24 protein-coding genes are annotated in these 20642 nt (G+C 63.6%); 16 read left to right on the forward strand and 8 right to left on the reverse strand.

Features of this window, described 5'->3' with window-relative positions; translation table 11 throughout:
- Positions 1 to 115 precede the first annotated feature (115 nt).
- A complete protein-coding gene (gene tldD / locus C2I35_RS20095; protein WP_103764829.1) occupies positions 116 to 1543 on the reverse strand; it encodes a metalloprotease TldD in 1428 nt (475 codons plus the stop codon).
- Between the two features lie 193 nt (positions 1544 to 1736).
- Here tldD and coxB point away from each other — a divergent pair, with 193 nt between their 5' ends.
- The 9 genes from coxB to C2I35_RS20135 all read left to right on the forward strand — a co-directional run bounded on the left by coxB (position 1737) and on the right by C2I35_RS20135 (position 9266).
- Positions 1737 to 2636, forward strand: a complete 900-nt coding sequence (gene coxB / locus C2I35_RS20100; protein WP_103764830.1) for a cytochrome c oxidase subunit II — start codon at positions 1737 to 1739, stop codon at positions 2634 to 2636.
- An 86-nt stretch (positions 2637 to 2722) separates the two neighbouring features.
- Complete coding sequence (gene cyoE / locus C2I35_RS20105) at positions 2723 to 3670, forward strand: heme o synthase (protein WP_103764831.1); 948 nt, start codon at positions 2723 to 2725, stop codon at positions 3668 to 3670.
- A 3-nt stretch (positions 3671 to 3673) separates the two neighbouring features.
- Positions 3674 to 3832 (forward strand): cytochrome c oxidase system small membrane protein, encoded by a 159-nt coding sequence (locus tag C2I35_RS22240; RefSeq protein WP_170067268.1) that lies wholly within the window; start codon positions 3674 to 3676, stop codon positions 3830 to 3832.
- The gene (locus C2I35_RS20110) at positions 3832 to 4419 is read left to right on the forward strand and encodes a cytochrome c oxidase assembly protein (RefSeq protein ID WP_103764832.1); all 588 of its coding nucleotides are present in this window, start codon (positions 3832 to 3834) and stop codon (positions 4417 to 4419) included. The genes C2I35_RS22240 and C2I35_RS20110 overlap by 1 nt, the downstream gene beginning before the upstream one ends.
- Positions 4420 to 4445: 26 nt before the next feature.
- A complete protein-coding gene (locus C2I35_RS20115; RefSeq protein ID WP_103764833.1) occupies positions 4446 to 5246 on the forward strand; it encodes a cytochrome c oxidase subunit 3 in 801 nt (266 codons plus the stop codon).
- 102 nt (positions 5247 to 5348) lie between these two features.
- Positions 5349 to 6038 carry an SURF1 family protein gene (locus tag C2I35_RS20120; RefSeq protein WP_103764834.1) on the forward strand — a complete coding sequence of 230 codons (690 nt, stop codon included), beginning with the start codon at positions 5349 to 5351 and terminating at the stop codon, positions 6036 to 6038.
- Positions 6035 to 7423 carry a threonine synthase gene (gene thrC / locus C2I35_RS20125; RefSeq protein WP_103764835.1) on the forward strand — a complete coding sequence of 463 codons (1389 nt, stop codon included), beginning with the start codon at positions 6035 to 6037 and terminating at the stop codon, positions 7421 to 7423. Before C2I35_RS20120 ends, thrC begins: the two co-directional genes overlap by 4 nt.
- The gene (locus C2I35_RS20130; RefSeq protein ID WP_103764836.1) at positions 7420 to 8682 is read left to right on the forward strand and encodes a M16 family metallopeptidase; all 1263 of its coding nucleotides are present in this window, start codon (positions 7420 to 7422) and stop codon (positions 8680 to 8682) included. The genes thrC and C2I35_RS20130 overlap by 4 nt, the downstream gene beginning before the upstream one ends.
- Positions 8682 to 9266: a GNAT family N-acetyltransferase gene (locus C2I35_RS20135; protein WP_103764837.1), complete on the forward strand. Its 585-nt coding sequence runs from the start codon at positions 8682 to 8684 to the stop codon at positions 9264 to 9266. The genes C2I35_RS20130 and C2I35_RS20135 overlap by 1 nt, the downstream gene beginning before the upstream one ends.
- A gap of 307 nt (positions 9267 to 9573) precedes the next feature.
- On the opposite strand, the gene C2I35_RS20140 is transcribed toward C2I35_RS20135, so the two are convergent.
- Positions 9574 to 10425: a DUF4394 domain-containing protein gene (locus C2I35_RS20140; RefSeq protein ID WP_103764838.1), complete on the reverse strand. Its 852-nt coding sequence runs from the start codon at positions 10423 to 10425 to the stop codon at positions 9574 to 9576.
- Positions 10426 to 10635: 210 nt separating this feature from the next.
- On the opposite strand from C2I35_RS20140, the gene C2I35_RS20145 reads away from it, so the two are divergent.
- The 3 genes from C2I35_RS20145 to C2I35_RS20155 all read left to right on the forward strand — a co-directional run bounded on the left by C2I35_RS20145 (position 10636) and on the right by C2I35_RS20155 (position 12432).
- Positions 10636 to 11232, forward strand: a complete 597-nt coding sequence (locus tag C2I35_RS20145) for a hypothetical protein (RefSeq protein WP_146050096.1) — start codon at positions 10636 to 10638, stop codon at positions 11230 to 11232.
- A 145-nt stretch (positions 11233 to 11377) separates the two neighbouring features.
- Entirely contained in the window at positions 11378 to 11728 is a 351-nt protein-coding gene (locus C2I35_RS20150; RefSeq protein ID WP_245890571.1) for a hypothetical protein, read from the forward strand.
- Positions 11725 to 12432 carry a class I SAM-dependent methyltransferase gene (locus C2I35_RS20155; protein WP_103764840.1) on the forward strand — a complete coding sequence of 236 codons (708 nt, stop codon included), beginning with the start codon at positions 11725 to 11727 and terminating at the stop codon, positions 12430 to 12432. Before C2I35_RS20150 ends, C2I35_RS20155 begins: the two co-directional genes overlap by 4 nt.
- Before the next feature lie 2 nt (positions 12433 to 12434).
- Here C2I35_RS20155 and C2I35_RS20160 read toward each other — a convergent pair whose 3' ends face one another.
- Complete coding sequence (locus C2I35_RS20160) at positions 12435 to 13238, reverse strand: ABC transporter permease (protein WP_103764841.1); 804 nt, start codon at positions 13236 to 13238, stop codon at positions 12435 to 12437.
- Positions 13239 to 13363: 125 nt separating this feature from the next.
- Between C2I35_RS20160 and C2I35_RS20165 the strand changes: the two genes are divergently transcribed.
- The gene (locus C2I35_RS20165; protein ID WP_103764842.1) at positions 13364 to 13951 is read left to right on the forward strand and encodes a GcrA family cell cycle regulator; all 588 of its coding nucleotides are present in this window, start codon (positions 13364 to 13366) and stop codon (positions 13949 to 13951) included.
- 3 nt (positions 13952 to 13954) lie between these two features.
- Here the strand turns inward: C2I35_RS20165 and C2I35_RS20170 are convergent, their stop codons facing one another.
- Both C2I35_RS20170 and C2I35_RS20175 read right to left on the reverse strand, forming a co-directional pair.
- Complete coding sequence (locus C2I35_RS20170) at positions 13955 to 14800, reverse strand: MBL fold metallo-hydrolase (protein ID WP_103764843.1); 846 nt, start codon at positions 14798 to 14800, stop codon at positions 13955 to 13957.
- A 191-nt stretch (positions 14801 to 14991) separates the two neighbouring features.
- A complete protein-coding gene (locus C2I35_RS20175; RefSeq protein WP_103764844.1) occupies positions 14992 to 15273 on the reverse strand; it encodes an acylphosphatase in 282 nt (93 codons plus the stop codon).
- Positions 15274 to 15375: 102 nt separating this feature from the next.
- Here C2I35_RS20175 and lepA point away from each other — a divergent pair, with 102 nt between their 5' ends.
- Positions 15376 to 17175: a translation elongation factor 4 gene (gene lepA, locus C2I35_RS20180; protein ID WP_103764845.1), complete on the forward strand. Its 1800-nt coding sequence runs from the start codon at positions 15376 to 15378 to the stop codon at positions 17173 to 17175.
- Positions 17176 to 17262: 87 nt separating this feature from the next.
- Here lepA and C2I35_RS20185 read toward each other — a convergent pair whose 3' ends face one another.
- Both C2I35_RS20185 and C2I35_RS20190 read right to left on the reverse strand, forming a co-directional pair.
- Entirely contained in the window at positions 17263 to 17739 is a 477-nt protein-coding gene (locus C2I35_RS20185) for an REP-associated tyrosine transposase (RefSeq protein WP_103764846.1), read from the reverse strand.
- A gap of 144 nt (positions 17740 to 17883) precedes the next feature.
- Positions 17884 to 18171, reverse strand: a complete 288-nt coding sequence (locus C2I35_RS20190) for a hypothetical protein (protein ID WP_146050097.1) — start codon at positions 18169 to 18171, stop codon at positions 17884 to 17886.
- Positions 18172 to 19148: 977 nt separating this feature from the next.
- Here C2I35_RS20190 and C2I35_RS20195 point away from each other — a divergent pair.
- Positions 19149 to 19334 (forward strand): CTP synthetase, encoded by a 186-nt coding sequence (locus tag C2I35_RS20195; protein ID WP_103764848.1) that lies wholly within the window; start codon positions 19149 to 19151, stop codon positions 19332 to 19334.
- Between the two features lie 44 nt (positions 19335 to 19378).
- Here C2I35_RS20195 and C2I35_RS20200 read toward each other — a convergent pair whose 3' ends face one another.
- Complete coding sequence (locus C2I35_RS20200) at positions 19379 to 20152, reverse strand: alpha/beta fold hydrolase (RefSeq protein WP_103764849.1); 774 nt, start codon at positions 20150 to 20152, stop codon at positions 19379 to 19381.
- A 72-nt stretch (positions 20153 to 20224) separates the two neighbouring features.
- Here C2I35_RS20200 and C2I35_RS20205 point away from each other — a divergent pair, with 72 nt between their 5' ends.
- Entirely contained in the window at positions 20225 to 20599 is a 375-nt protein-coding gene (locus C2I35_RS20205; RefSeq protein ID WP_103764850.1) for a hypothetical protein, read from the forward strand.
- Positions 20600 to 20642 lie beyond the last annotated feature (43 nt).

Genomic DNA, 20642 nt, shown 5'->3' on the forward strand with positions numbered 1-20642 from the left:
ATGTCGGCGCTTCGATTTGAAGTCTTGCGGATGTGGCTGCCATAAAGCGCGCTAAACCACTATTGGGTCGCCAGCCCGCGGTCTGGCAATCGCGCGGCTCCTTGCAGTCCTTGGCTCAACTCCCCGCCTGCGAGCCGCCCACGGTCAGCCCGCCGATCATCACCGTGGGCTGGCCCACGCCCACCGGAACCCATTGCCCCTGCTTGCCGCAATTGCCCATGCCGGGATCGAGCGCCATGTCGTTGCCAAGCGCCCTGATCTGTTGCAGCGCCGTGGCGCCGTCGCCGATCAGCGTGGCGCCCTTGACCGGCGCGCCGATCTTGCCGTTCTTCACGCGGTAGGCCTCGGTGCAGGAAAAGACGAACTTGCCGTTGGTGATGTCGACCTGCCCGCCGCCGAAGCCCACGGCATAGATGCCGTCCTTGAGGTTCGACACGATCTCGTCCCGCGTCGCCTCGCCGCCCAGCATGTAGGTGTTGGTCATGCGCGGCATCGGTGCGTGGGCATAGCTTTGGCGGCGGCCGTTGCCGGTGGCCTCGACCCCCATCAGGCGGGCGTTCTGGCGGTCCTGCATGTAGCCCACCAATATGCCATCCTCGATCAGGACGTTCTTGCCCGAGGGCGTGCCCTCGTCATCCACGGTGATGCTGCCGCGCCGGTCGGGAATGGTGCCGTCGTCCAATACCGTGACGCCCGGCGCGGCGATGCGCTGGCCCATCAGACCGGCAAAGGCCGAACTGCCCTTGCGGTTGAAATCGCCTTCCAGCCCGTGGCCGATGGCCTCGTGCAGCAGGATACCGGGCCAGCCGGGGCCAAGGACCACGTCCATCACGCCTGCGGGCGCGGCTTCGGCCTCGAGGTTGACCAGCGCCACGCGCAGCGCCTCGCGGGCCTTGGCCTGCCAGTCTTCGGGGGCGATGAGCCCGTCGAGCATGACGCGCCCGCCGCCGCCGACACTGCCGGTGTCGCGGCGGCCGTCCTTTTCGACGATGACACTTATATTGAGGCGCGTCATGGGCCGGGTGTCGGAGACCTCGTGCCCGTCTGCCCGCAGGATCACGACCTCCTGCAGAGAGGCGGCGATGGTGGCGGTGACCTGCACCACGCGCGGGTCCATGTCGCGCAGGTAGGCGTCGATCTCGCGCAGGGTGTCGAGCTTTACCGGGAATTCATGCCCGGCAATGGGGTCGGCGTCGGAATAAAGCCGCTTGTTGGTAGGCGAAGGGGCGTCGGCCATCGTGCCGCCGCCATCACCCACGGCAAGGCGCGCGGTTTCCACCGCGCGGCCCATAGCGGCCTCGGAAATCTCGGACGAATGGGCATAGCCCGCCACCTCGCCCCGCACGGCGCGCAGGCCGAAACCTTGCGCGGCGTCGTAGGAGGCGGTCTTGACCCGGCCATCGTCGAAGACCAGCGATTCCGCCCGGCGGCGTTCCAGGAAAAGCTCGCCATCGTCCGCGCCGGCCACCGCCTCGCGCAGCTTGGTCAGGGCCGCCTCGCGCTCGATCTGGGTCTCGAAGGGGCGAAAAACGTCTGCTGTCATCTGCTTGCTCCTGCTCCTGGCGGCTGAAACGCCAATATTTTAACGGTTTCAAAAGCGTCCGTTTGCCGCAACGCATTTCCTTGTACGCCCCGTAAGAATATTGTTATTTACACCGCGAACAACGGGATTCCATGGCCTGCGCCTTGGAACGTTCTGCAAAGACAAAACCGAACTAACGGGATCAGGGTGCAACATGCGCAAATTCACCAGCTTTCTGGCGACCATGATGGCCGCCGCAACGGCGCTTCCGGCGATGGCTCAGGAAAATCTTGAAATCATCGGCAAGCCCGAAACGGGCGGGATTGGTTTTCAACCGGCGGCAACCGAGCTTGCGCGGGACCTGCAATGGCTGGACGGCATGGTGCTGGTGATCATCACCGCGATCACCATCTTCGTCTGCGGCCTGCTGGGCTATTGCATCGTGCGCTACAATGCGAAAGCCAACCCGAAACCGGCCAGCTTTACCCACAACTCGCCGATCGAGGTGGCGTGGACCGTCGTGCCGATCGTGATCCTGGTCTTCATCGCGGCGTTCTCGCTGCCGGTGCTGTTCAAGCAGCAGGAAATCCCCGAGGGCGACGTCAACATCAAGGTCACCGGCTACCAGTGGTACTGGGGCTATGAATACATGGACCACGACTTTGCCTTCGACAGCTACATGATCGGTGCACCGGCCACGGGCGGCGACAACCGCCTGACCGACGACGTGCGCGCGCAGCTGGAAGAGGCAGGTTACTCCGAGGACGAGTTCCTGCTGGCCACCGACACCGCCGTCGTCGTGCCCGTGGGCCAGACGGTCGTGATGCAGGTCACCGGCGCGGACGTGATCCACAGCTGGACCATCCCCGCCTTCGGCGTGAAGCAGGATGCGGTTCCGGGCCGGATCGCGCAGCTTTGGTTCACCGCCGAGAAGGAAGGCATCTATTTCGGCCAGTGCTCGGAACTGTGCGGCCAGGCGCATGCCTACATGCCGATCACGGTCAAGGTCGTCAGCCAGGAAGAGTATGACGCGTGGCTGGAAGGCGCGATCGACGAATACGCCGGCGACCCCTCGACGCTGCCCGACCGCGTGAAGCTGGCCTCCGCCGAGTAAAAGACAGCCGGGGCGCGCAGCACGCGCGCCCCATGCCATCCCCCGCAGGATGCGCCCCCGGGCGCATCCCGTGTTTCGGAGACGACATGAGCGACGCAAGTCTGAACACCACCAGTGTGAAGAGCCTCGAGGACGAGGCCACCTTCGGCGATTTCTTCGCGTTGCTGAAGCCGCGCGTGATGACGCTGGTGGTATTCACCGCCTTTGTCGGACTGATCGCCGCGCCCGTGTCGGTGCACCCGGTGGTGGGCTTTGCCGCGATCCTGTTCATCGCCGTGGGCGGCGGTGCGTCGGGCGCGCTCAACATGTGGTGGGATGCCGATATCGACGCGGTGATGAAACGCACCGCCAAGCGCCCCATCCCGGCGGGCAAGGTCACGCGGGACGAGGCGTTCGCCTTCGGCGTGGCGCTGTCGGGCTTCTCGGTGGTCATGCTGGGGCTGGCGACCAACCTGCTGGCGGCCGGTCTGCTGGCCTTTACCATCTTTTTCTACATCGTGATCTACACCATGTGGCTGAAACGCTGGACACCGCAGAACATCGTGATCGGTGGCGCGGCGGGCGCCTTCCCCCCGATGATCGGCTGGGCCGCGGCCACTGGCTCGGTCTCGGTCGAGGCGGTGCTGATGTTCTGCCTGACCTTCATGTGGACGCCGCCGCATTTCTGGGCCTTGGCGCTTTTCACCAAGATGGATTACGACAACGCGCAGGTGCCGATGCTGACCGTGACCCACGGCCGCCGGTCGACCCGCGTGCACATCCTGGTCTATACCATCCTGCTGGCCGCGCTGGCCATCGGGCTGGGCTTTACCAGCGTGGGCGGCCCGCTTTACCTGGCCGTTGCCGTGGTGCTGAACCTCAACTTCCTGAAAGGGGCCGTGGACATCTGGCGCCGGGACGAGGCCGCCTCGGAGGCCGACAAATATCTGGCCGAGCGCAAGTTCTTCAAGGCGTCGCTGCTGTACCTTTTCGCCCATTTCGGCGCAATTGCCGCCGAGGCGCTGCTGGCGCCCTACGGATTGGGAGGCTGGTAAGCCATGTCCCTGTCGCGCCAACACGAAATGCACAAGCGCCGCTTTTCGCGGAACCTTGGCCTTGGCCTCGTGCTGGCCGCTTTTGTCGCACTTGTGTTCGGGCTGACCATTGCCAAGGTTTCTGACGACGATTTCGCGGTGACGACGGAGGAGGCAAGCTGATGGCGATGGACCGGAATACCAAGACGGTGATGCGGCTGGTGGCGGTGGGCGTCACGATGGGGGCGCTGGCCTGGGCGTCAGTGCCGCTGTACGACTGGTTCTGCCGGGTCACCGGCTATGGCGGCGAGACCAACGTGGCGGATCTCGGCTCGGACGAGATCCTGGACCGGACGATCAAGGTGCGGTTCGACGCCAGCAACGAGCGCGGCTTCCCGTGGGAGTTCAAGCCGGTGCAGCGCGAGATGGAGATCCGCATCGGCGAGACGGGCCTTGCCTTCTACGAGGCGTATAACCCGACCGATCGTCCGATTGCGGGATCGGCCACCTATAATGTCACCCCGTTCGAGGCCGGCGGCTTCTTTACCAAGATCGATTGCTTCTGCTTTACGCAGCAGGTTCTGCAACCGGGCGAACGCGTGCAGATGCCGGTGACGTTTTTCGTCGACCCCGAGATTGTCGACGACCGCGACGCCAAGTACACCAAGACAATTACTTTGGGCTACACGTTCTACGAGACGGAGATGCCCGAAGACGAAACGCAGGCCGCGCTCGACAAGGGCGAGACACCTGATAATAACGTGAACTGAGAGCCACCGACGAGGGACCAAGCCAGATGGCACATGAAAAAAATCACGACTACCACATTCTGAACCCCTCAATCTGGCCCTTGCTGGGCGCACTTGCCGGGTTTGTCATGCTGTTCGGCGCGGTGCTGTTCTTCCACGGCAGCGGGCCGTGGATGCTGCTGGCCGGCTTCGTGGGCGTCGCCTACGTGATGTTCGGCTGGTGGGCCGACACGATCAAGGAGAACCACGCAGGCGATCACACGCCGGTGGTGCGGATCGGCCTGCGCTACGGCTTCATCATGTTCATCATGTCCGAGGTCATGTTCTTCGCGGCCTGGTTCTGGAGCTTCTTCAAGCACGCGATCTACCCGATGGGCGAGATGTCCCCGATCCAGGACGGCGTCTGGCCTCCGGCGGGGATCGAGACGTTCGACCCCTGGCACCTGCCGCTGATCAACACGCTGATCCTGCTGTGCTCTGGGATGGCGGCGACCTGGGCGCACCACGCGCTGGTGCACGAGGACAACCGCGACGACATCAAGTGGGGCCTGACCATCGCCATTGCGCTGGGCGCGATCTTTACCGTGTTGCAAGCCTATGAATACAGCCACGCGGCCTTCGGCTTCTCCGGCAACATCTACGGCGCCAACTTCTTCATGGCGACGGGCTTTCACGGGGCGCACGTGGTGATCGGCACGATCTTCCTGTTCGTCTGCCTGATGCGGGTGCTGAAGGGCCATTTCACCCCGGAAAACCACATCGGCTTCGAGGCCGCCGCCTGGTACTGGCACTTCGTCGACGTGGTGTGGCTGTTCCTGTTCGCCGCGGTCTACATCTGGGGCGGCTGAAGAATTTTCGTACGAAAATTCTCTGCCTCCGGCGGGGATACTTGAAGCCAGAGGAAGATGCGGAGGGGGTGCCTTCCGCAATTTCGCGTCAGATGGGGCGTCATGCAGAGAAACCTGTTACTTCCGCTGATCTTCGGCCTGGCCGGTGCGGCCGTGCTGAGCTGGCTGGGCGTGTGGCAAATGCAGCGGCTGGAGTGGAAGGAAGGCATCCTGTCGCAGATCGAGACGCGGATCGCCGCTGAGCCTGTGGCCCTGCCCGAGAGTTTCGATCCCGAGGCCGACAGGTACCTGCCGGTTACCGTGACCGGGCAATTCGGCGAGGGCGCGCTGCGGGTTCTGGTCAGCCGCAAGCAGGTGGGGGCGGGATACCTGGTGATCTCGCCGTTCGAGACCGCGACGGGGCGGCGCATCCTGGTGGATCGCGGCTTTATCCGGCAAAGTGACACGCTGGAGCCTGCGCCCGACAGCGAACTGACCGTCGCCGGCAACCTGCACTGGCCCGAAGACCGCAACAGCTCGACGCCCGAGAACGATGTCGCGGGCAACACGTGGTTCGCAAGGGACCTGGGCCAGATGGCCGACGTGCTGGACACCGAGCCGGTGTTGCTGGTGGCACGTGAATTGTCGCAACCTGAGGACGCCGTGACGCCCTTGCCGGTGGACACCGCGCACATTCCGAACGATCACTTGCAATATGCGATCACCTGGTTCTCGCTGGCCGCCATCTGGCTGGGGATGACCGCATTCTATATCTTCCGCGGCCGTGGCGCCGCAAAAGGACTGGACCGATGAAATACATCTCGACCCGGGGCAACGCGCCCGTCTTGAGTTTCGAGGAAGCCATGCTGACCGGGCTGGCGCGGGACGGGGGGCTCTACCTGCCCGAGAGCATCCCGGCGCTTTCGGCGGACGACATCAAGGCGCTGCACGGCGTCAGCTATGAAGAGGCGGCGTTTAGCATCATGCGGCCCTTCATTGGCGACGCCTTCACCGATGACGAGTTCCGCACCATCATCGCCAAGACCTATGCCGGGTTCGGCCACGCCGCACGCGCGCCGTTGAAGCAACTGGACGCCGGGCATTTCCTGCTGGAGCTGTTTCACGGCCCCACGCTCGCGTTCAAGGACTTTGCGATGCAACTCATCGGTCAGCTTTTCGAGGCGTCGCTCAAACGCTCGGGCGACCGGGTGTGCATCGTGGGCGCGACCTCGGGCGATACCGGCTCGGCCGCGATCGAAGCGTTCCGGGGGCTGAACAAGGTGGATGTCTTCATCCTCTACCCCCATGGTCGGGTCAGCGAGGTGCAGCGGCGGCAGATGACCACGCCCACCGAGGACAACGTGCACGCCATCGCCGTGGACGGCGATTTCGACGCCTGCCAGGCGCGGGTGAAGGACATGTTCAACGATTTTCAGTTCCGCGATGCGGTCGGCCTGGCCGGGGTGAACTCGATCAACTGGGCGCGGGTTCTGGCGCAGGTGGTGTACTATTTCACCTCCGCCGTGTCGCTGGGCGCGCCGGAGCGCAAGGTCAGTTTCACCGTGCCCACGGGCAATTTCGGCGACATCTTCGCAGGCTACATCGCCAAGCGCATGGGCCTGCCGATCGATCAGCTGATCGTCGCCACCAACCAGAACGACATCCTGCATCGCTGCCTGACCACGTCGGAATACCGGCCCGACGGCGTGATCCCGTCGATCAGCCCGTCGATGGATATCCAGGTCAGCTCCAATTTCGAGCGGGCGCTTTACTATGCCTACGATCAGGACGGCGCGGCCGTGGCGCAGCTGATGGACGAGCTGAAGGCCGGCGGCTTCTCGGTCAGCCAGGGCGCGCTGGAGGCCTTGCAGGAGAGCTTCGCCTCGGGCCGCTGCGCTGAGGACGAGACCCGCGCGACGATCTTGGAGACGTGGAACGCCGCCGGGGAACTGCTGTGCCCGCATTCCGCCGTGGGCGTGAAGGTGGCCGAGGAAATGCGCGACGCGGCCACCCCGATGATCACGCTGGCGACGGCGCACCCGGCGAAATTCCCGGCGGCGGTGGAAGAGGCCAGCGGCCAACATCCCCCCTTGCCGGAACGTATGGCCGACCTGTATGAGCGGTCGGAACGCGTGACGCGGGTCGAGAACGACCTTGCCGCCATCGAAACCCTCATCAAGGACCGCATCCCGAATTGACCGTCAACCTGACCACTCTCGACAACGGATTTCGCATCGTCACCGAACATATGCCCGGCCTGCAATCGGCGGCCATCGGCGTGTGGGTTCTGGCTGGCGCCCGGCACGAGGACGCCGCGCAGAACGGTATCGCGCATTTCCTCGAACACATGGCCTTCAAGGGCACCAAGCGGCGCAACGCGCTGGAAATCGCAGAGGCGATCGAGGATGTGGGCGGCTATATCAATGCCTATACCAGCCGCGAGGTGACGGCCTATTATGCCCGCGTTCTGGCCGATGACGTGCCGCTGGCGCTGGACGTGGTGTCTGACATTCTGCGTAACCCGGTGTTTGACGCGCGCGAGATCGAGGTGGAGCGGGGCGTGATCCTGCAGGAGATCGGGCAGGCGCTGGACACGCCTGACGACATCATTTTCGACTGGTTGCAGGAGCAGGCCTATCCCAACCATCCGCTGGGCCGCACCATCCTTGGCCCCGAGGAACGGGTGCGCAGCTTTTCGCGGGATGACCTGACGCGGTTCGTCGATCAGCGCTATCGTCCGGGGCAGATGATCCTGTCCGCTGCCGGTGCCGTGGATCACGATGCGCTGGTCAAACTGGCCGAAGAGGCGTTCGGCGACATGCAGCCCTCCAAAACCATCGCGCCGCCGACTGCCAAGTTCGCCGGTGGCGAGACGCGCACCGTGCGCACGCTGGAGCAGGCGCATTTCGCCATGGCGTTCGAAAGCTCGAACTATTCCAGCCCGGACATTCACACCGCGCAGATCTATGCCTCGGCGCTGGGCGGCTCGATGTCCTCGCGCCTGTTCCAGGAGATCCGCGAGCGGCGGGGGCTGTGCTATACGATCTTCGCGCAGGCCGGGGCCTATTCGGATACCGGGATGCTGACGATCTATGCCGGGACCTCGGCGGACGAGATGGCAAGCCTTGGCTGGCTGACGGTGGACGAGATGAAGCGCGCAGCCGAGGATTTCAGCCAGGCCGAGCTGGACCGGGCGCGCGCGCAGATGAAGGCCGGGTTGCTGATGGGGCTGGAAAGCCCGTCGAACCGGGCCGAGCGGTCGGCGCGCATGATGCAGATCTGGGGCCGGGTGCCCGACCTCGACGAAGTGGTCGAGCGGATCGACGCGGTCACGCTTGCAGATCTCAAATCCCATGCCGAGGTGATCGCGACGCAAGCGCCTGCCGCGCTGGCGCTTTACGGGCCCGTGAGCCATGCACCGTCACTGCAGACCTTGCAGGAAAGGCGCGCGGCCTGATGTTCCTGCCGCGCCGGAAGATCCGGATCGAGACGGAACGCCTGACCTTGCGCGAGCCCGTCCTGACCGACTTCCGCGAGTGGTCTTCCTTGCGCGAAGGCAGCGCCGATTTCCTGACCCCGTGGGAGCCGCAATGGGCCGCCGACCACCTGTCGCGCAAGGGATTTGCGAACCGGGTCTACTGGTCGCAGCGGTCAATCTCCTCGGGGTCGGCGGTGCCGCTGTTCCTGTTCCGGCGCGAAGATGATGCGCTGGTGGGCGCGATCACGCTGGACAATATCCGCCGTGGCCCGGCTCAATCGGGGACGCTGGGTTACTGGACAGGCCAGCCCTATGCGCGGATGGGTTACATGCGCGAGGCATTGCAGGCGATGTCGCATTATGCGTTCGAGCGGTTGGACCTGTCACGGCTGGAGGCGGCCTGCCTGCCGGAAAACGCGCCGTCTCGGAGGCTTTTGGAAAGCTGCGGGTTCAAGTACGAGGGCGTGGCGCAGAGTTACTTGCAGATCGCAGGGCGCTGGCGGACGCATGTTCTGTATGCCGCGCTGCGCGGCGACCGGCGCGGGCGGACGGATGTGGGGTAGGGCGGGGTTTCACCCCGCCGCGACGACTAACTGATCCTTCGCGCGGAATAAAGGCGCGGCGTAGACGCGCAGCCGCGCGATCGCCAGACCGCCCCCCGGGCTGGCGATTGTTTAACGTTGGTGCTCCGATTGAGTTTTTGCGGATTTGGCTGCGATAAAGTGCTCTGAATACCAGTTGGTTCGCCACCCCGCGGTCTGGCAATCCCGCGGCTACACTTAAGACGTAAGCATAAAAAGAGGGGAGCCCGAAGACCCCCCTCATCACTCGTTACGAACCCAACAGAGAACTCGTTACGCAAGTCTTGGCTTAGCGCGCCTGTGCGATGGCCAGCGCGGTGAAGCCGCCCATGCCCAGATCGGCCTGCATCATGGCTTCACCCGTTTCCAGGTTGATGGTGTAGAAGCCGGCGCTGTCTGCGCCTTCCATCTGCAGGATGGCATAGGCCATGTCCTCGCCCTCGGACGGCGACATGATGTCGAAGCCGCCCCAGTCGCTCAGGTCCACGGCTTCGCCGTCGACGGTGACTTCCGCGATGGTTTCCAGCGTGCCTTCGTTGTTGGCGAGGCTGACCAGCGAATCCGTCTCGGCATCCAGCGCGTACTGGAACGTGCTGCCGGCGGTCTCGCCGTTGATCGCGTTGGTATAGGCGTTGGCATAGATCACCGGGTCGGCGCCGGCATTGGCGTCGCCTTCGGCATAGGCCAGATCATCCACGCGAACGACCTTGCCGGCCTTGTCCTCGGCGCTGAAATCCTTGGGAAAATAGACCAGGTTGTCTTCTTCCGAAGACACGGCGCGGACGGCGTCGATCTTGTTGTTGAAGTCGAACGCGACCTTGGAGCCGTCAGCGACCATGGCGTCTTCGTTGAACGACGCTTCGAGATCGGTCATTTCACCGCTCGCGGGGTCGATGGTGACGACCATGCCGTTCTTGAAGCCCAGAAGTTCGCCGGTGACGGGGCGCCATGCGATGGCATCCAGCGCCTCGCTCAGGTCCATGGTCTGCACGTCGGTCGGCGACGTGATGTCGGCCATGGAAACAAGGGTCATGCCGTCATTGGCAAGGGCAAAGCCCATATCTGCGGCATGATCGTCTGCAAGAGCGGCACCCCCCAGCATCGACAGGGCGGAAACAGCGGTAATGGTACGAGTATACATTGTAATCCTCTCTCTTTCTTAGCTTGCGCAACCAGCCTTCCTGGCCGGCGCTTGATCAGAAACACGGACCGTGATCGAGAGAAGTTTCAGTGCGCACAATTTTTTTTCGGCACTACACGTTCGCGGTTTCACGCAGGGGTGTTGACGGTCCTGTTGAAGCGCATGCAAAGGCTGTGTAGCGTTGGGCAACTCACAACGGAGAGCTGCATCATGTCATTCCGCGCCTTTCTAACTGCCGCGTTGGCCGCGTTCAGCGTGTCTGGGAGCGCCATGGCCGCGCCCGACACCGTGCCGTTGACCGACGATATCACGCTGGGCGGCGGCGATTTCAGCACCGGCGGCGGCATCACCGTGGCGGTCGAGCCGCGCCGGGCCATCGACGGGCAGTTGGCGCTTTGCGGTGTCTGGGCGCAAAGCGAGCGGCTGACAGCCTATGTGCGCCCGCATGTGCGCGACCTTCTGGCGCCCGGATCGTTGGCCGTGGACGGGCAGGTGGTGCTGCACGATCTCAGGGTGTTCAACGAGGTTGCGCCGGCCGAAAGCTATGTCGGCGCCTCGGCCACCTGCATGGGCACGGGCCAGCCGTATCGCGATGGTGTCCGCGTGGAAATCCGCATTCCGCGCCGCGCCGTGGTGCGCGAGCGCGACAGCGACGGCATCGGGGCCGAGATCTGGTTCATGCCGGCCAACGGCGAAAACCTGGCGCTCACTTCGGGCTCGATCCTGCCGGCGCGGTGGACACGCTTTACCTCGCCCGGCGATCAGTACGAGACCACGCGCCCCGAAGAGAACCCGTCGCAGGACTGAGCGTCGCGGCCCGCGTCATCCCGATTGAAAAACCCCGGGCGATGGGGCAATATCAACCTCATTGAAGGTTAACGAAACGGTGCGGCCAAGACGGGGCAAACCCGCGATCCCGCCGCCACCTCGAGGACAGAGCAGGACAGTCCTGATGAAAAAATTATTGATGACTCTCATGGCGCTCGGTCTTGCCGGCTGTGGCCAACCAGACCGCTTCGACGGGCGCAGCGGCACGGTCAGCCGGGCCGCGCCGATGGCGTCCGGCCCGATCGCCAATGCATGCATGGCGTCGGACCGAAAGGGCCGGTCGCGCGCGCTCTGCGGCTGTATCCAGGCGGCGGCGGACCAGACACTGAACGGTTCCGACCAGCGCCGTGCGGCGGCGTTCTATCGCGACCCGCACAAGGCACAGGAAATCCGCCAGTCGAGCCGGACCCGGGATGAAAGCTTCTGGAAGGCGTACCGCGCCTATGGAGAACGCGCCGAGCGCCTGTGCCGATGAGCGGATTGTTCGACTTTCTGGCCGAGCTCCCCCCCTATGACGACAACGCAACCACGATCTACCGGCTGAACCAGCGTCACAAGCTGATCATCGAGCCGTTCCGGCCGCAGATCGAAGGCGCCCGCGTGCTGGACATCGCCGCCCATGACGGGCGGTGGTCCTACGCGCTGGCCGCCGCCGGCGCGTCCGAGGTCGTGGGGGTCGAGGCGCGGTCCGAACTGGTGGCGCGGTTCGACGCCTTCCCGGACACCGACTTCAAGCCGCGCGTGCGGCTGACCTGCGGCGATCTTTTCGCCGATTTGGAGGCGCGGGGCGCGGCGGGCGAGCGGTTCGACGTGGTGGCGCTTTACGGTATCTTTTACCACGTGATGGACCACTTCCGCCTGTTGTCGCTCATTCGCGCGCTGGCGCCCGGGCTGGTCGTCATCGACAGCGAGTTCATCGTCCTGGACAACGCCATGATCCAGGTGCTGAAGGAAGAAGTCTCGAACCCGCTGAACGCCGTGACCGAGGTCGAGGGGCGCAGCCATACCGTGGTTGGCGTGCCGTCGCGCAAGGCCACCGATTTTATGGCCGAGGCGCTGGATTACGAGACGACCTGGATCGACCACGAATTGATCCTGGGCGAGGACCGGCGGGGCATGCACGACTATTTCCGCGACGGCCGCAAGGTGCGCCATGTCTGCGCGCTGAGCCCGCGATAGGCTCAGGCCTTCAGGCGGTACCCTTTGCGAAAGAGCGCCCAGGCCAGGGCCGAGACGACCAGTGTCGAGCCCAGCACGATCACCGCGCCCAGCGACACGCTGCTGTCCGACACGCCGATCATGCCGTAGCGCCCCCCGTCCATCAGGTAGAAAACCGGGTTCACGTGGCTGATCGTGTAAAGCGCGCCGGGCAGCGCCTCGACCGAGTAGAACGTGCCGGACAGGAACGCGAGCGGCGTGACGATGAAGTTGGTGATCGCCGCCATCTGGTCGAACTTCTGCGCGAAGATGCCCGCGACCATACCAAGCGCGCCCAGAAACGCCGCGCCCAGCGTCACGAAGCCCAGCCAGATTAGCGGATGCGCCGGTACGATCCCCAGGAACAGCGCCAGCCCCACCGCGATGGCCAGCGCCACCAGTACGCCTCGCGCCACGGCCCCGGCCAGGTAGCCCAACACCAGCTCGGCCGGCGACAGGGGCGGCATCAGCGTGTCGACGATATTGCCCTGCACCTTGGAAATCACGATCGAGGACGACGTGTTGGCGAAGCTGTTCTGGATCACCGTCATCATCAGGATGCCGGGCGCGATGAAGGTGGTGAAATCCACGCCCATCACGTCGCCCCGGCGCTCTCCGATGGCGATGGAAAAGATCACCATGAAAAGCCCCGCCGTTGCCAGCGGCGCCATCAGCGTCTGCGTCCAGACGGCGAGAAACCGCTGCGTCTCGCGCTTGGCCAGCGTGGCCAGGCCAAGCCAGTTGACCCGCCCGAAGCGGCGGCTGCCCATTTCGTGGAATTCCTGCATCTCTGCCTCGATTGTCGCCTTCGGACGCCTTGTAACTCAACGCCCAGTGATTAGAATAGGGCAACTGGAAAAAAGACCACGCCCCCGATGCATCGGCGGCGTGACGAACCAATGAAAGGTGGCTCATGTCCTGGAGTGACGAGCGCGTCGAACTGCTGAAGAAGATGTGGGGCGAGGGCCAGTCGGCCAGCCAGATCGCCAAGGAACTGGGCGGCGTGACCCGCAACGCGGTGATCGGCAAGGTGCACCGCCTTGGCCTGTCGAACCGCAGCGGGTCGGGCAACGGGGCCGCGGCCTCGGACAGCACGGCCAAGGCCAAGCCCGCCGCCAAGGCCAAGCCCGCTCCCAAGCCCAAGGCCGCCGCTCCGAAGGCTGAACCGAAGGCGCCCGAGCCCAAGGAAGAGCCGGCGCCGACCGCCGCGGCAAGCCGCATCAAGGCGATCATCCCGGCGGGCCAACCCCTGCCGCCGCAGCCGTCCGCGAACGAGATCGACCCCGAGGCGCTGGCCAAGGTCAGCGAAATCGAGAAGAAGGCGAAGAAGCTGTCGCTGATGGAACTGACCGAGCGGACCTGCAAATGGCCCGTGGGCGACCCGGCGACGCCGGATTTCTGGTTCTGCGGTCTGCCTGTGAAATCCGGCAAGCCCTATTGCGAGGCCCATGTCGGCGTCGCCTTCCAGCCCATGAGCTCGCGCCGCGACCGGAAACGCTAGGCATTAGTCCGGCTCTGACAGCCACCGGGGCCGCAGCACCATGACGGTGGGCTGCCCCGGAAGTGTATCCAGCGACACGGTCAGCGCGCTGTCCTCGGTGCGCACCACGGCGAACTCCTCTTCCATCGCGGCCAGAAACGCCTGAAGCGTGCCGTCGCCGAACCAGTGCATCGGGATGACGATGGACGACCGCAGGCGTTTGACCGTCTCGATCATCCGGGGCAGGGGCAGCGTGTAGCCCCCGTCGACCGGCGCCAGCAGCACATCCACCCGGCCCAGGGCCGCGAATTGCTCATCCGTCGGCATGTGGTGCAGGTGGCCCAAGTGGCCGATGCACAGCCCCGCCGTTTCGAACACGAAGATCGAGTTGCCCTCGGGCTCGGCCGGCGCGCCATAGCGCGAGCGGATATCGGTCGAGACATTGCGGATCACCATGTCGCCCAGATCGACATAATGATCGACCCCTGCGCCATGCTCTTCGCCCCAGCCGGGCAGGACGTTGGGGATGGCGGGGTCGGGAAAGGGCGTCCAGTGGGTTTCGTGGGCGTGGTTCATCGTCACGACATCCGGCAGGAAATCCACGTTGCCGATAAAGCCTGTGAAATCGGTGATGGCACTGGTGCCGGTATGAGCCTGGATCAGGAAAGAGGCGTGGGCGATGTAATGCAGGCGCACGCGGTCCTGCGGCACCGGATCACGAAAACTGGCCTGTTGGATATACTCAAGCCCCGGCGCGGACTGGGCGATCGACAGACAATGGCTGGGCTTGCGCTCGGCCTCTTGCGCCACGACGTCCTGGACCAAGACTGACGTTGCAAGCGTGGCGAGCAAAATGGCGAGTCGGACCATCGGCAGTACCTCCTGCCGAGAAGTGTAGCGCATGGGGCGCGAAAGTCAGCTATACGCGGGCGGCGACGCTGCACGGTGTGGTGCAATGCCTGTTTCAGAAGCATATCGATGGCGCGTTGGCCGTCGCGTCGTGCCCACGAGCAGGAGATCCCGGATCAAGTCCGGGATGACGTCGCGCCAAGGACGCGCCGTCAGCGCAGGATCTCGAACCCGTCCTGATCCGGTGCCTCGGCGGGCTCCGGCTCCACCCGCGCGACATTTGCCGCCGGTGGGCCCTTTTCCATCGCGCGCAGCATGTCCGCCACGGCCTCTTCCGGACCTGACAGAACGGCCCGGACCGACCCGTCCGCCTCGTTCTTGACCCAGCCGCGCAGACCGCGTGACCGCGCCTCTTCCTGCGTCCAAGCGCGGTAATTCACGCCCTGCACCTTGCCGGTGACCAGAACTCCGGTCAGTGTCGTCTCGTTATGCATGGTCGCCTCCTGTTCTCGGGAATGACATAGGGCGTTTCGCGCTCGTGTCCCGCGTGCTCAAGCCACCTTGACCACCTTTGATTTCCGCTACATACCCTGCCCATGACACCGCTTTCGCATATCCGCAATTTCTCCATCGTGGCGCATATCGACCACGGGAAATCGACGCTGGCCGACAGGCTGATCCAGGCCACCGACACGGTGCCGGACCGGGACATGAAGGAACAGCTTCTGGACGCGATGGATATCGAGCGCGAGCGCGGCATCACCATCAAGGCCAACACGGTGCGCATCGAGTATACCGCGCTCGATGGCGAGGATTACGTGTTGAACCTGATCGACACGCCCGGCCATGTCGATTTCGCCTACGAGGTCTCGCGCTCCATGCGGGCGGTCGAGGGCTCGCTGCTGGTCGTGGATTCCACCCAAGGTGTCGAGGCGCAGACCCTGGCCAACGTGTACCAGGCGATCGACGCCGATCACGAGATCGTTCCGGTGTTCAACAAGATCGACCTGCCCGCCTCGGATATCAGCCGCGTGGCCGAGCAGGTCGAGGATGTCATCGGCATCGACGCCTCGGGCGCGATCCCGGTGTCGGCCAAGACGGGCGAGGGCATCCGCGAGGTGCTGGAAGCCATCGTCAAATTGCTGCCTCCGCCCACGGGCACCCGCGACGCGCCGCTGAAGGCCATGCTGGTGGACAGCAAGTACGACCAGTACCTGGGCGTGATCTGTATCATACGCATCGTCGACGGCGTGCTGAAAAAGGGCGACCGCATCCGCATGATGAAGACCGGCGGCATCTATGACGTGGACGATATCGGCGTCTACCGCCCGTCGATGAAGGCGGTCAAGGAACTGGGACCGGGCGAGATCGGCTATCTCAACGCCTCGATCAAGCAGGTGCGCGACACCCGTGTGGGCGACACCATCACGCTGGAAAAGAACCAGACGCCCGAGCCGCTGCCGGGCTTCAACCCGTCGCAACCCGTGGTCTTCTGCGGGCTTTTCCCGGTGGATTCGGCAGAGTTCGAGGACCTGCGCGACGCCATCGAGAAGCTGGCGCTCAACGACGCGTCATTCAGCTACGAGATGGAAAGCTCCACCGCGCTGGGCTTCGGGTTCCGCTGCGGTTTCCTTGGCCTTCTGCACCTCGAGGTGGTCCGCGACCGGATCGAACGGGAATACGATATCGAACTGATCACCACCGCGCCCTCGGTGATCTACCACGTCTACATGAAGGACGGCACGCAGATCGACCTGCACAACCCGGCCGACATGCCCGACTCGTCGGTCGTGGCCCATGTGGAGGAGCCGCGCATCAAGGCGACGATCCTGGTGCCAGACGAATTCCTGGGCGATGTGCTGAAGCTGTGCCAGGACCGGCGGGGCATCCAGCTTGACCTGACCTATGCCGGCAGCCGCGCGATGGCGGTCTATGACCTGCCGCTCAACGAGGTGGTGTTCGACTTCTACGACCGGCTGAAATCGGTGACGCGCGGCTATGCGTCCTTCGATTACCAGTTGGAAGGCTACCGCGAGGACAACCTGGTGAAGATGTCCGTGCTGGTGAATGACGAGCCTGTGGACGCGCTGTCGATGATGGTGCACCGCGACCGGGCCGAGATGCGCGGTCGAGCGATGTGCGAAAAATTGAAGGACCTGATCCCGCGCCACATGTTCAAGATCCCGATCCAGGCGGCCATCGGCGGCAAGGTGATCGCGCGAGAGACGTTGTCGGCCCTGCGCAAGGACGTGACCGCCAAGTGCTATGGCGGCGACGCCAGCCGGAAGCGCAAGCTCTTGGACAAGCAGAAGGCCGGCAAGAAGAAGATGCGCCAGTTCGGGAAAGTGGATATCCCGCAGGAAGCGTTTATCAGCGCATTGAAAATGGACAGCTGAGGGCGCCCATCCCGGTGAAAAATCGGCGTAGGGTGGGTGATAACCCACGCGGCGCGACGTTCCTTAGCGCGTGGGTTATCACCCACCCTACGCAGCTGCGCGGATAGTTCGATGTATCGTCGAATAAGGCCAATCCTCAGGGTGCTCGACCAATCCGTGTTTTACCGGGTTGAAATGGCAATAGTTCACATGCGCGACAAAGTCCGCGTCATCGCGGATCGCGTGTTCCCAGAATCGCCGCTGCCAGATCCCTTTCTCATCTTTGCGCATTCGGCTTCGGTTGGCATATCCGCTGGCCACGCAGTGCCGTGAAAACACGGACTTGATCTTTTTCCACCGTATCGAGAAATCAGCGTCGTCGGGCGGCAACGTCCAGACCGCATGGATATGATCGGGAAGAATGACCATCGCGTCGCAGTGCACAGGGTGTTGCGCTGTGACCGAGGCATAGACCGACCGCAGAAGATCTATTTCATCGGTGAGGGTCGTCGCGGACCTGTCTGCAAGTGTGACAGTGAAGAAGTATGTCCCAGCTGGAACATGAAGGCGTCGGTATCTGGGCATACGCCCATAATTCCGCGACAAGGTTAATAAACCATGTAGGGTGGGTGATAACCCACGCGCGATGACGCGTTTTGCTTCGTGGGTTTTCACCCACCCTACGAATGCAGGAAATTGAAACCGGGCGTCACCACCCGGCCTTATACCTCACCCCCGCGGTGCGGCTCTCACCGCTGCCCGCACTTCCTTCGCCAGTGCGATCGGGTTGTCCACCAGCCTCGGGTCGCGGCAGATATAGTCGGCGATGCTGGTGGCCTCGGTCGTATTGTAGCCCGCGTCGATCAGTGACTGGACGAAGTTCGGGTTCGCCTTGTCCCAGATCACCTCATTCCACGGGCCGCGATAGCAGCTGACCAAGATATACGAGTCCGCCTTGGCCGTGTCGGCCATGACCAGAAATGCCGCTGTCGCGGCGCATAATGTTGTTTTAAGCATGGGTCCCCACCCTGGTGTAGTGTCTCACCAACATATCACGTGAGTCGTTCTTCTCTGAGTCAATTTTGCGAGAAAGGTTAATTTGCAACTGCAGAATCCTTGCCGGTGCACGCGCTCTCCGAATGATTGCGTTTGTCCCCGACCAAGTGTGCTGGATCACAAGCGTTTTCTGACTTATCCACAGAAATTCCCATTGGGATATCAACAGGTTATCCCCAAGAAGTTTTGATGCCGCAGTGCTTTTTTCTTGCCCGACGGCGGTTTCGGGTGTGTCATTCCAATGACTGCAACGGGTCGCTGACCCAACGCAGCGCCGCAAAGGCCCCTCGGGACCGGCGCGGGCGGAACCGGGGGCCGCAGGGCCTTAGCGACCGCTCAAGCCAGTTCAGGCCGATGCCCGGGATGTCCGTCGCTTTCGAGAGAAGGACAAGCCGCGTGTCGCGCCGGGTCGATGCAAACGGACCGGGGCCTGCCCCGTGTTCGTGGCCAAGGCGCCTTCGGGTGCCAAGGCGGCCATGTCCGGCGACGGGGATGGTACGATGTCGTTGCCTTCGGGTGGCGGGATCGCCAAGGGTCTCTTAGAGGCCGGCGGCAAAGCCGGGCCGGATGCCCCTCGGGGTGGTCAGTTCGGCAAAGGCGTCAGGGTGCGGGGTGACCCCCGCGATGCAAAGACCGCGTCTGAGCACCTGGCGCCTTTATTTCTTCCGATGCGCCGAATGGCAGTAGGTCGGAACGCGAACGGGGTCCGTGGCCAATGGCCGCCGGACCCCGCTGTCAGTTGATGCTACCGCGTCTAACACCTGTACCATCGCGATATAGCGCGCTTTGTCGGCGGTCAACCAGATCTGGCGGCTCGGATTGCAAAATTCACCATATCTGCGCAATTTGGTCACAGATCACGTGACCCAGATCAAGGTTGCTGCGCCGCTGTCGCGCTATGGTCCGGCTGCGCAACATCCTGACTGAGGAGACCCATCATGATCTGGTTGATGGTTATCTTGCACGTTTTCATCGGATCCACCCTAGCCGGCTCGTTCGTCATCGCGGCGCTGGCCATGGGCTATGACACGCTGACGCCGATCCTGGTCACAGCGGCGGCGGGGTTCGTCGTGGCATTTCCGGTATCGTGGATCGTGGCGAAACAGCTTTATCAGGCCCGCTGACGCCGGGGATATCGCACCGACGCGATGCCACCCGGATACCGACGCTATACCGATGCGGTATTTTCCAGCCATCCGCGCACGGCGGATTCAAATTCGCGCGGCCGCTCGGCGTGCAGCCAGTGGCCCGCGTCCTTGATCTTGATGAAGGTCGCGTCGGGGAACAGGTCCTTGATACGGGCGCGGTACTCTCGCGCGACGTAGTCGGAATTCGCACCGGACAGAAACAGCGTCTTGCCGTCGAACCGGCCGTCCAAGTCGGGAAAGCTGAGGATCTTCGGCATCTCGGCCTCGAGCGTATCGAGGTTGAGGCGCCATTTTTTTTCTTTCACATCAAGCGATTGCGTGAAGAAGGGAATGAGCGCCGGATCATCGACGACGCCTTTCAACTGCGCCTCCGCATCCGACCGCTTGGTGATCGCCGACAGGTCCACGCTGCGCATCGCGTCGATATACTGCGCCTGGCTGTGACCATAGCTGACCGGCGCGATGTCGGCCACGATCAGGCGGTGCACAAGGTCGGGCCGGGTCAATGCCAGCACCATCGCCGCCTTGCCGCCCATGGAATGCCCGAGCACGTCAATCGGACCGTCAGTTTTGGCCTCGATCACCTCGGCGAGGTCAGCGGCCATGTCCTCGTAGGAATGCTCGGAAAACCAAGGGCTTGTGCCGTGATTGCGCATGTCGACGGCCATGACCGGGCCCCTGTCGGACAGCCGCTTGGCGATGACTCCCCAGTTGCGGCCCGAACCATAAAGGCCGTGAGCGATGAGAAGCGGCGGCTTCGTGCCTTGGGACGCGTGGTGAATGACGTTCAGCATGGCACAAGCCAATACACGCCATTGCCCCCGCAATCAATTGCGCCTAGTGTGCGCCGCCGAGAGGTGGCTTAAGTGATTGATCGCAAACAATTTGGCACACGGCGCGAGGCGCTTGAAAAGCAGCTTCACGAAAAGCTGGGGCTTCGGGGCAAGACGCTTGCTACGCGGCTGCGCCGCGCCGGGCGGCTTTTGCCCAAGCGCCTTCGGGACGAAGGCCGGTTCCTGGTGGACGCGGAGCGGAAATTGGCGCATCCGCGGTTGGCCACCCAGGTCGATGAGGCGCGTGTCGAGAAGGCTTTCGAGGCTTTGGAGACGCACCTGAAAGCCATCGACGCGGCCGACCGGCGGCGCAGTCGACTGATCCACTGGCTGGCCGGTTTGGTGTTCAACCTGTTGATCCTTGGCGCGCTGGTACTTGTCGCGCTGCGCTGGCAGGGCGTCATATAAAAACCCGCGCAAGCAATGGCTTACGCGGGTTTCCAGGATCGAT

The sequence above is a fragment of the Roseovarius confluentis genome (assembly GCF_002917925.1).
In the GTDB taxonomy this organism is placed as follows: Bacteria; Pseudomonadota; Alphaproteobacteria; order Rhodobacterales; family Rhodobacteraceae; genus Roseovarius; species Roseovarius confluentis.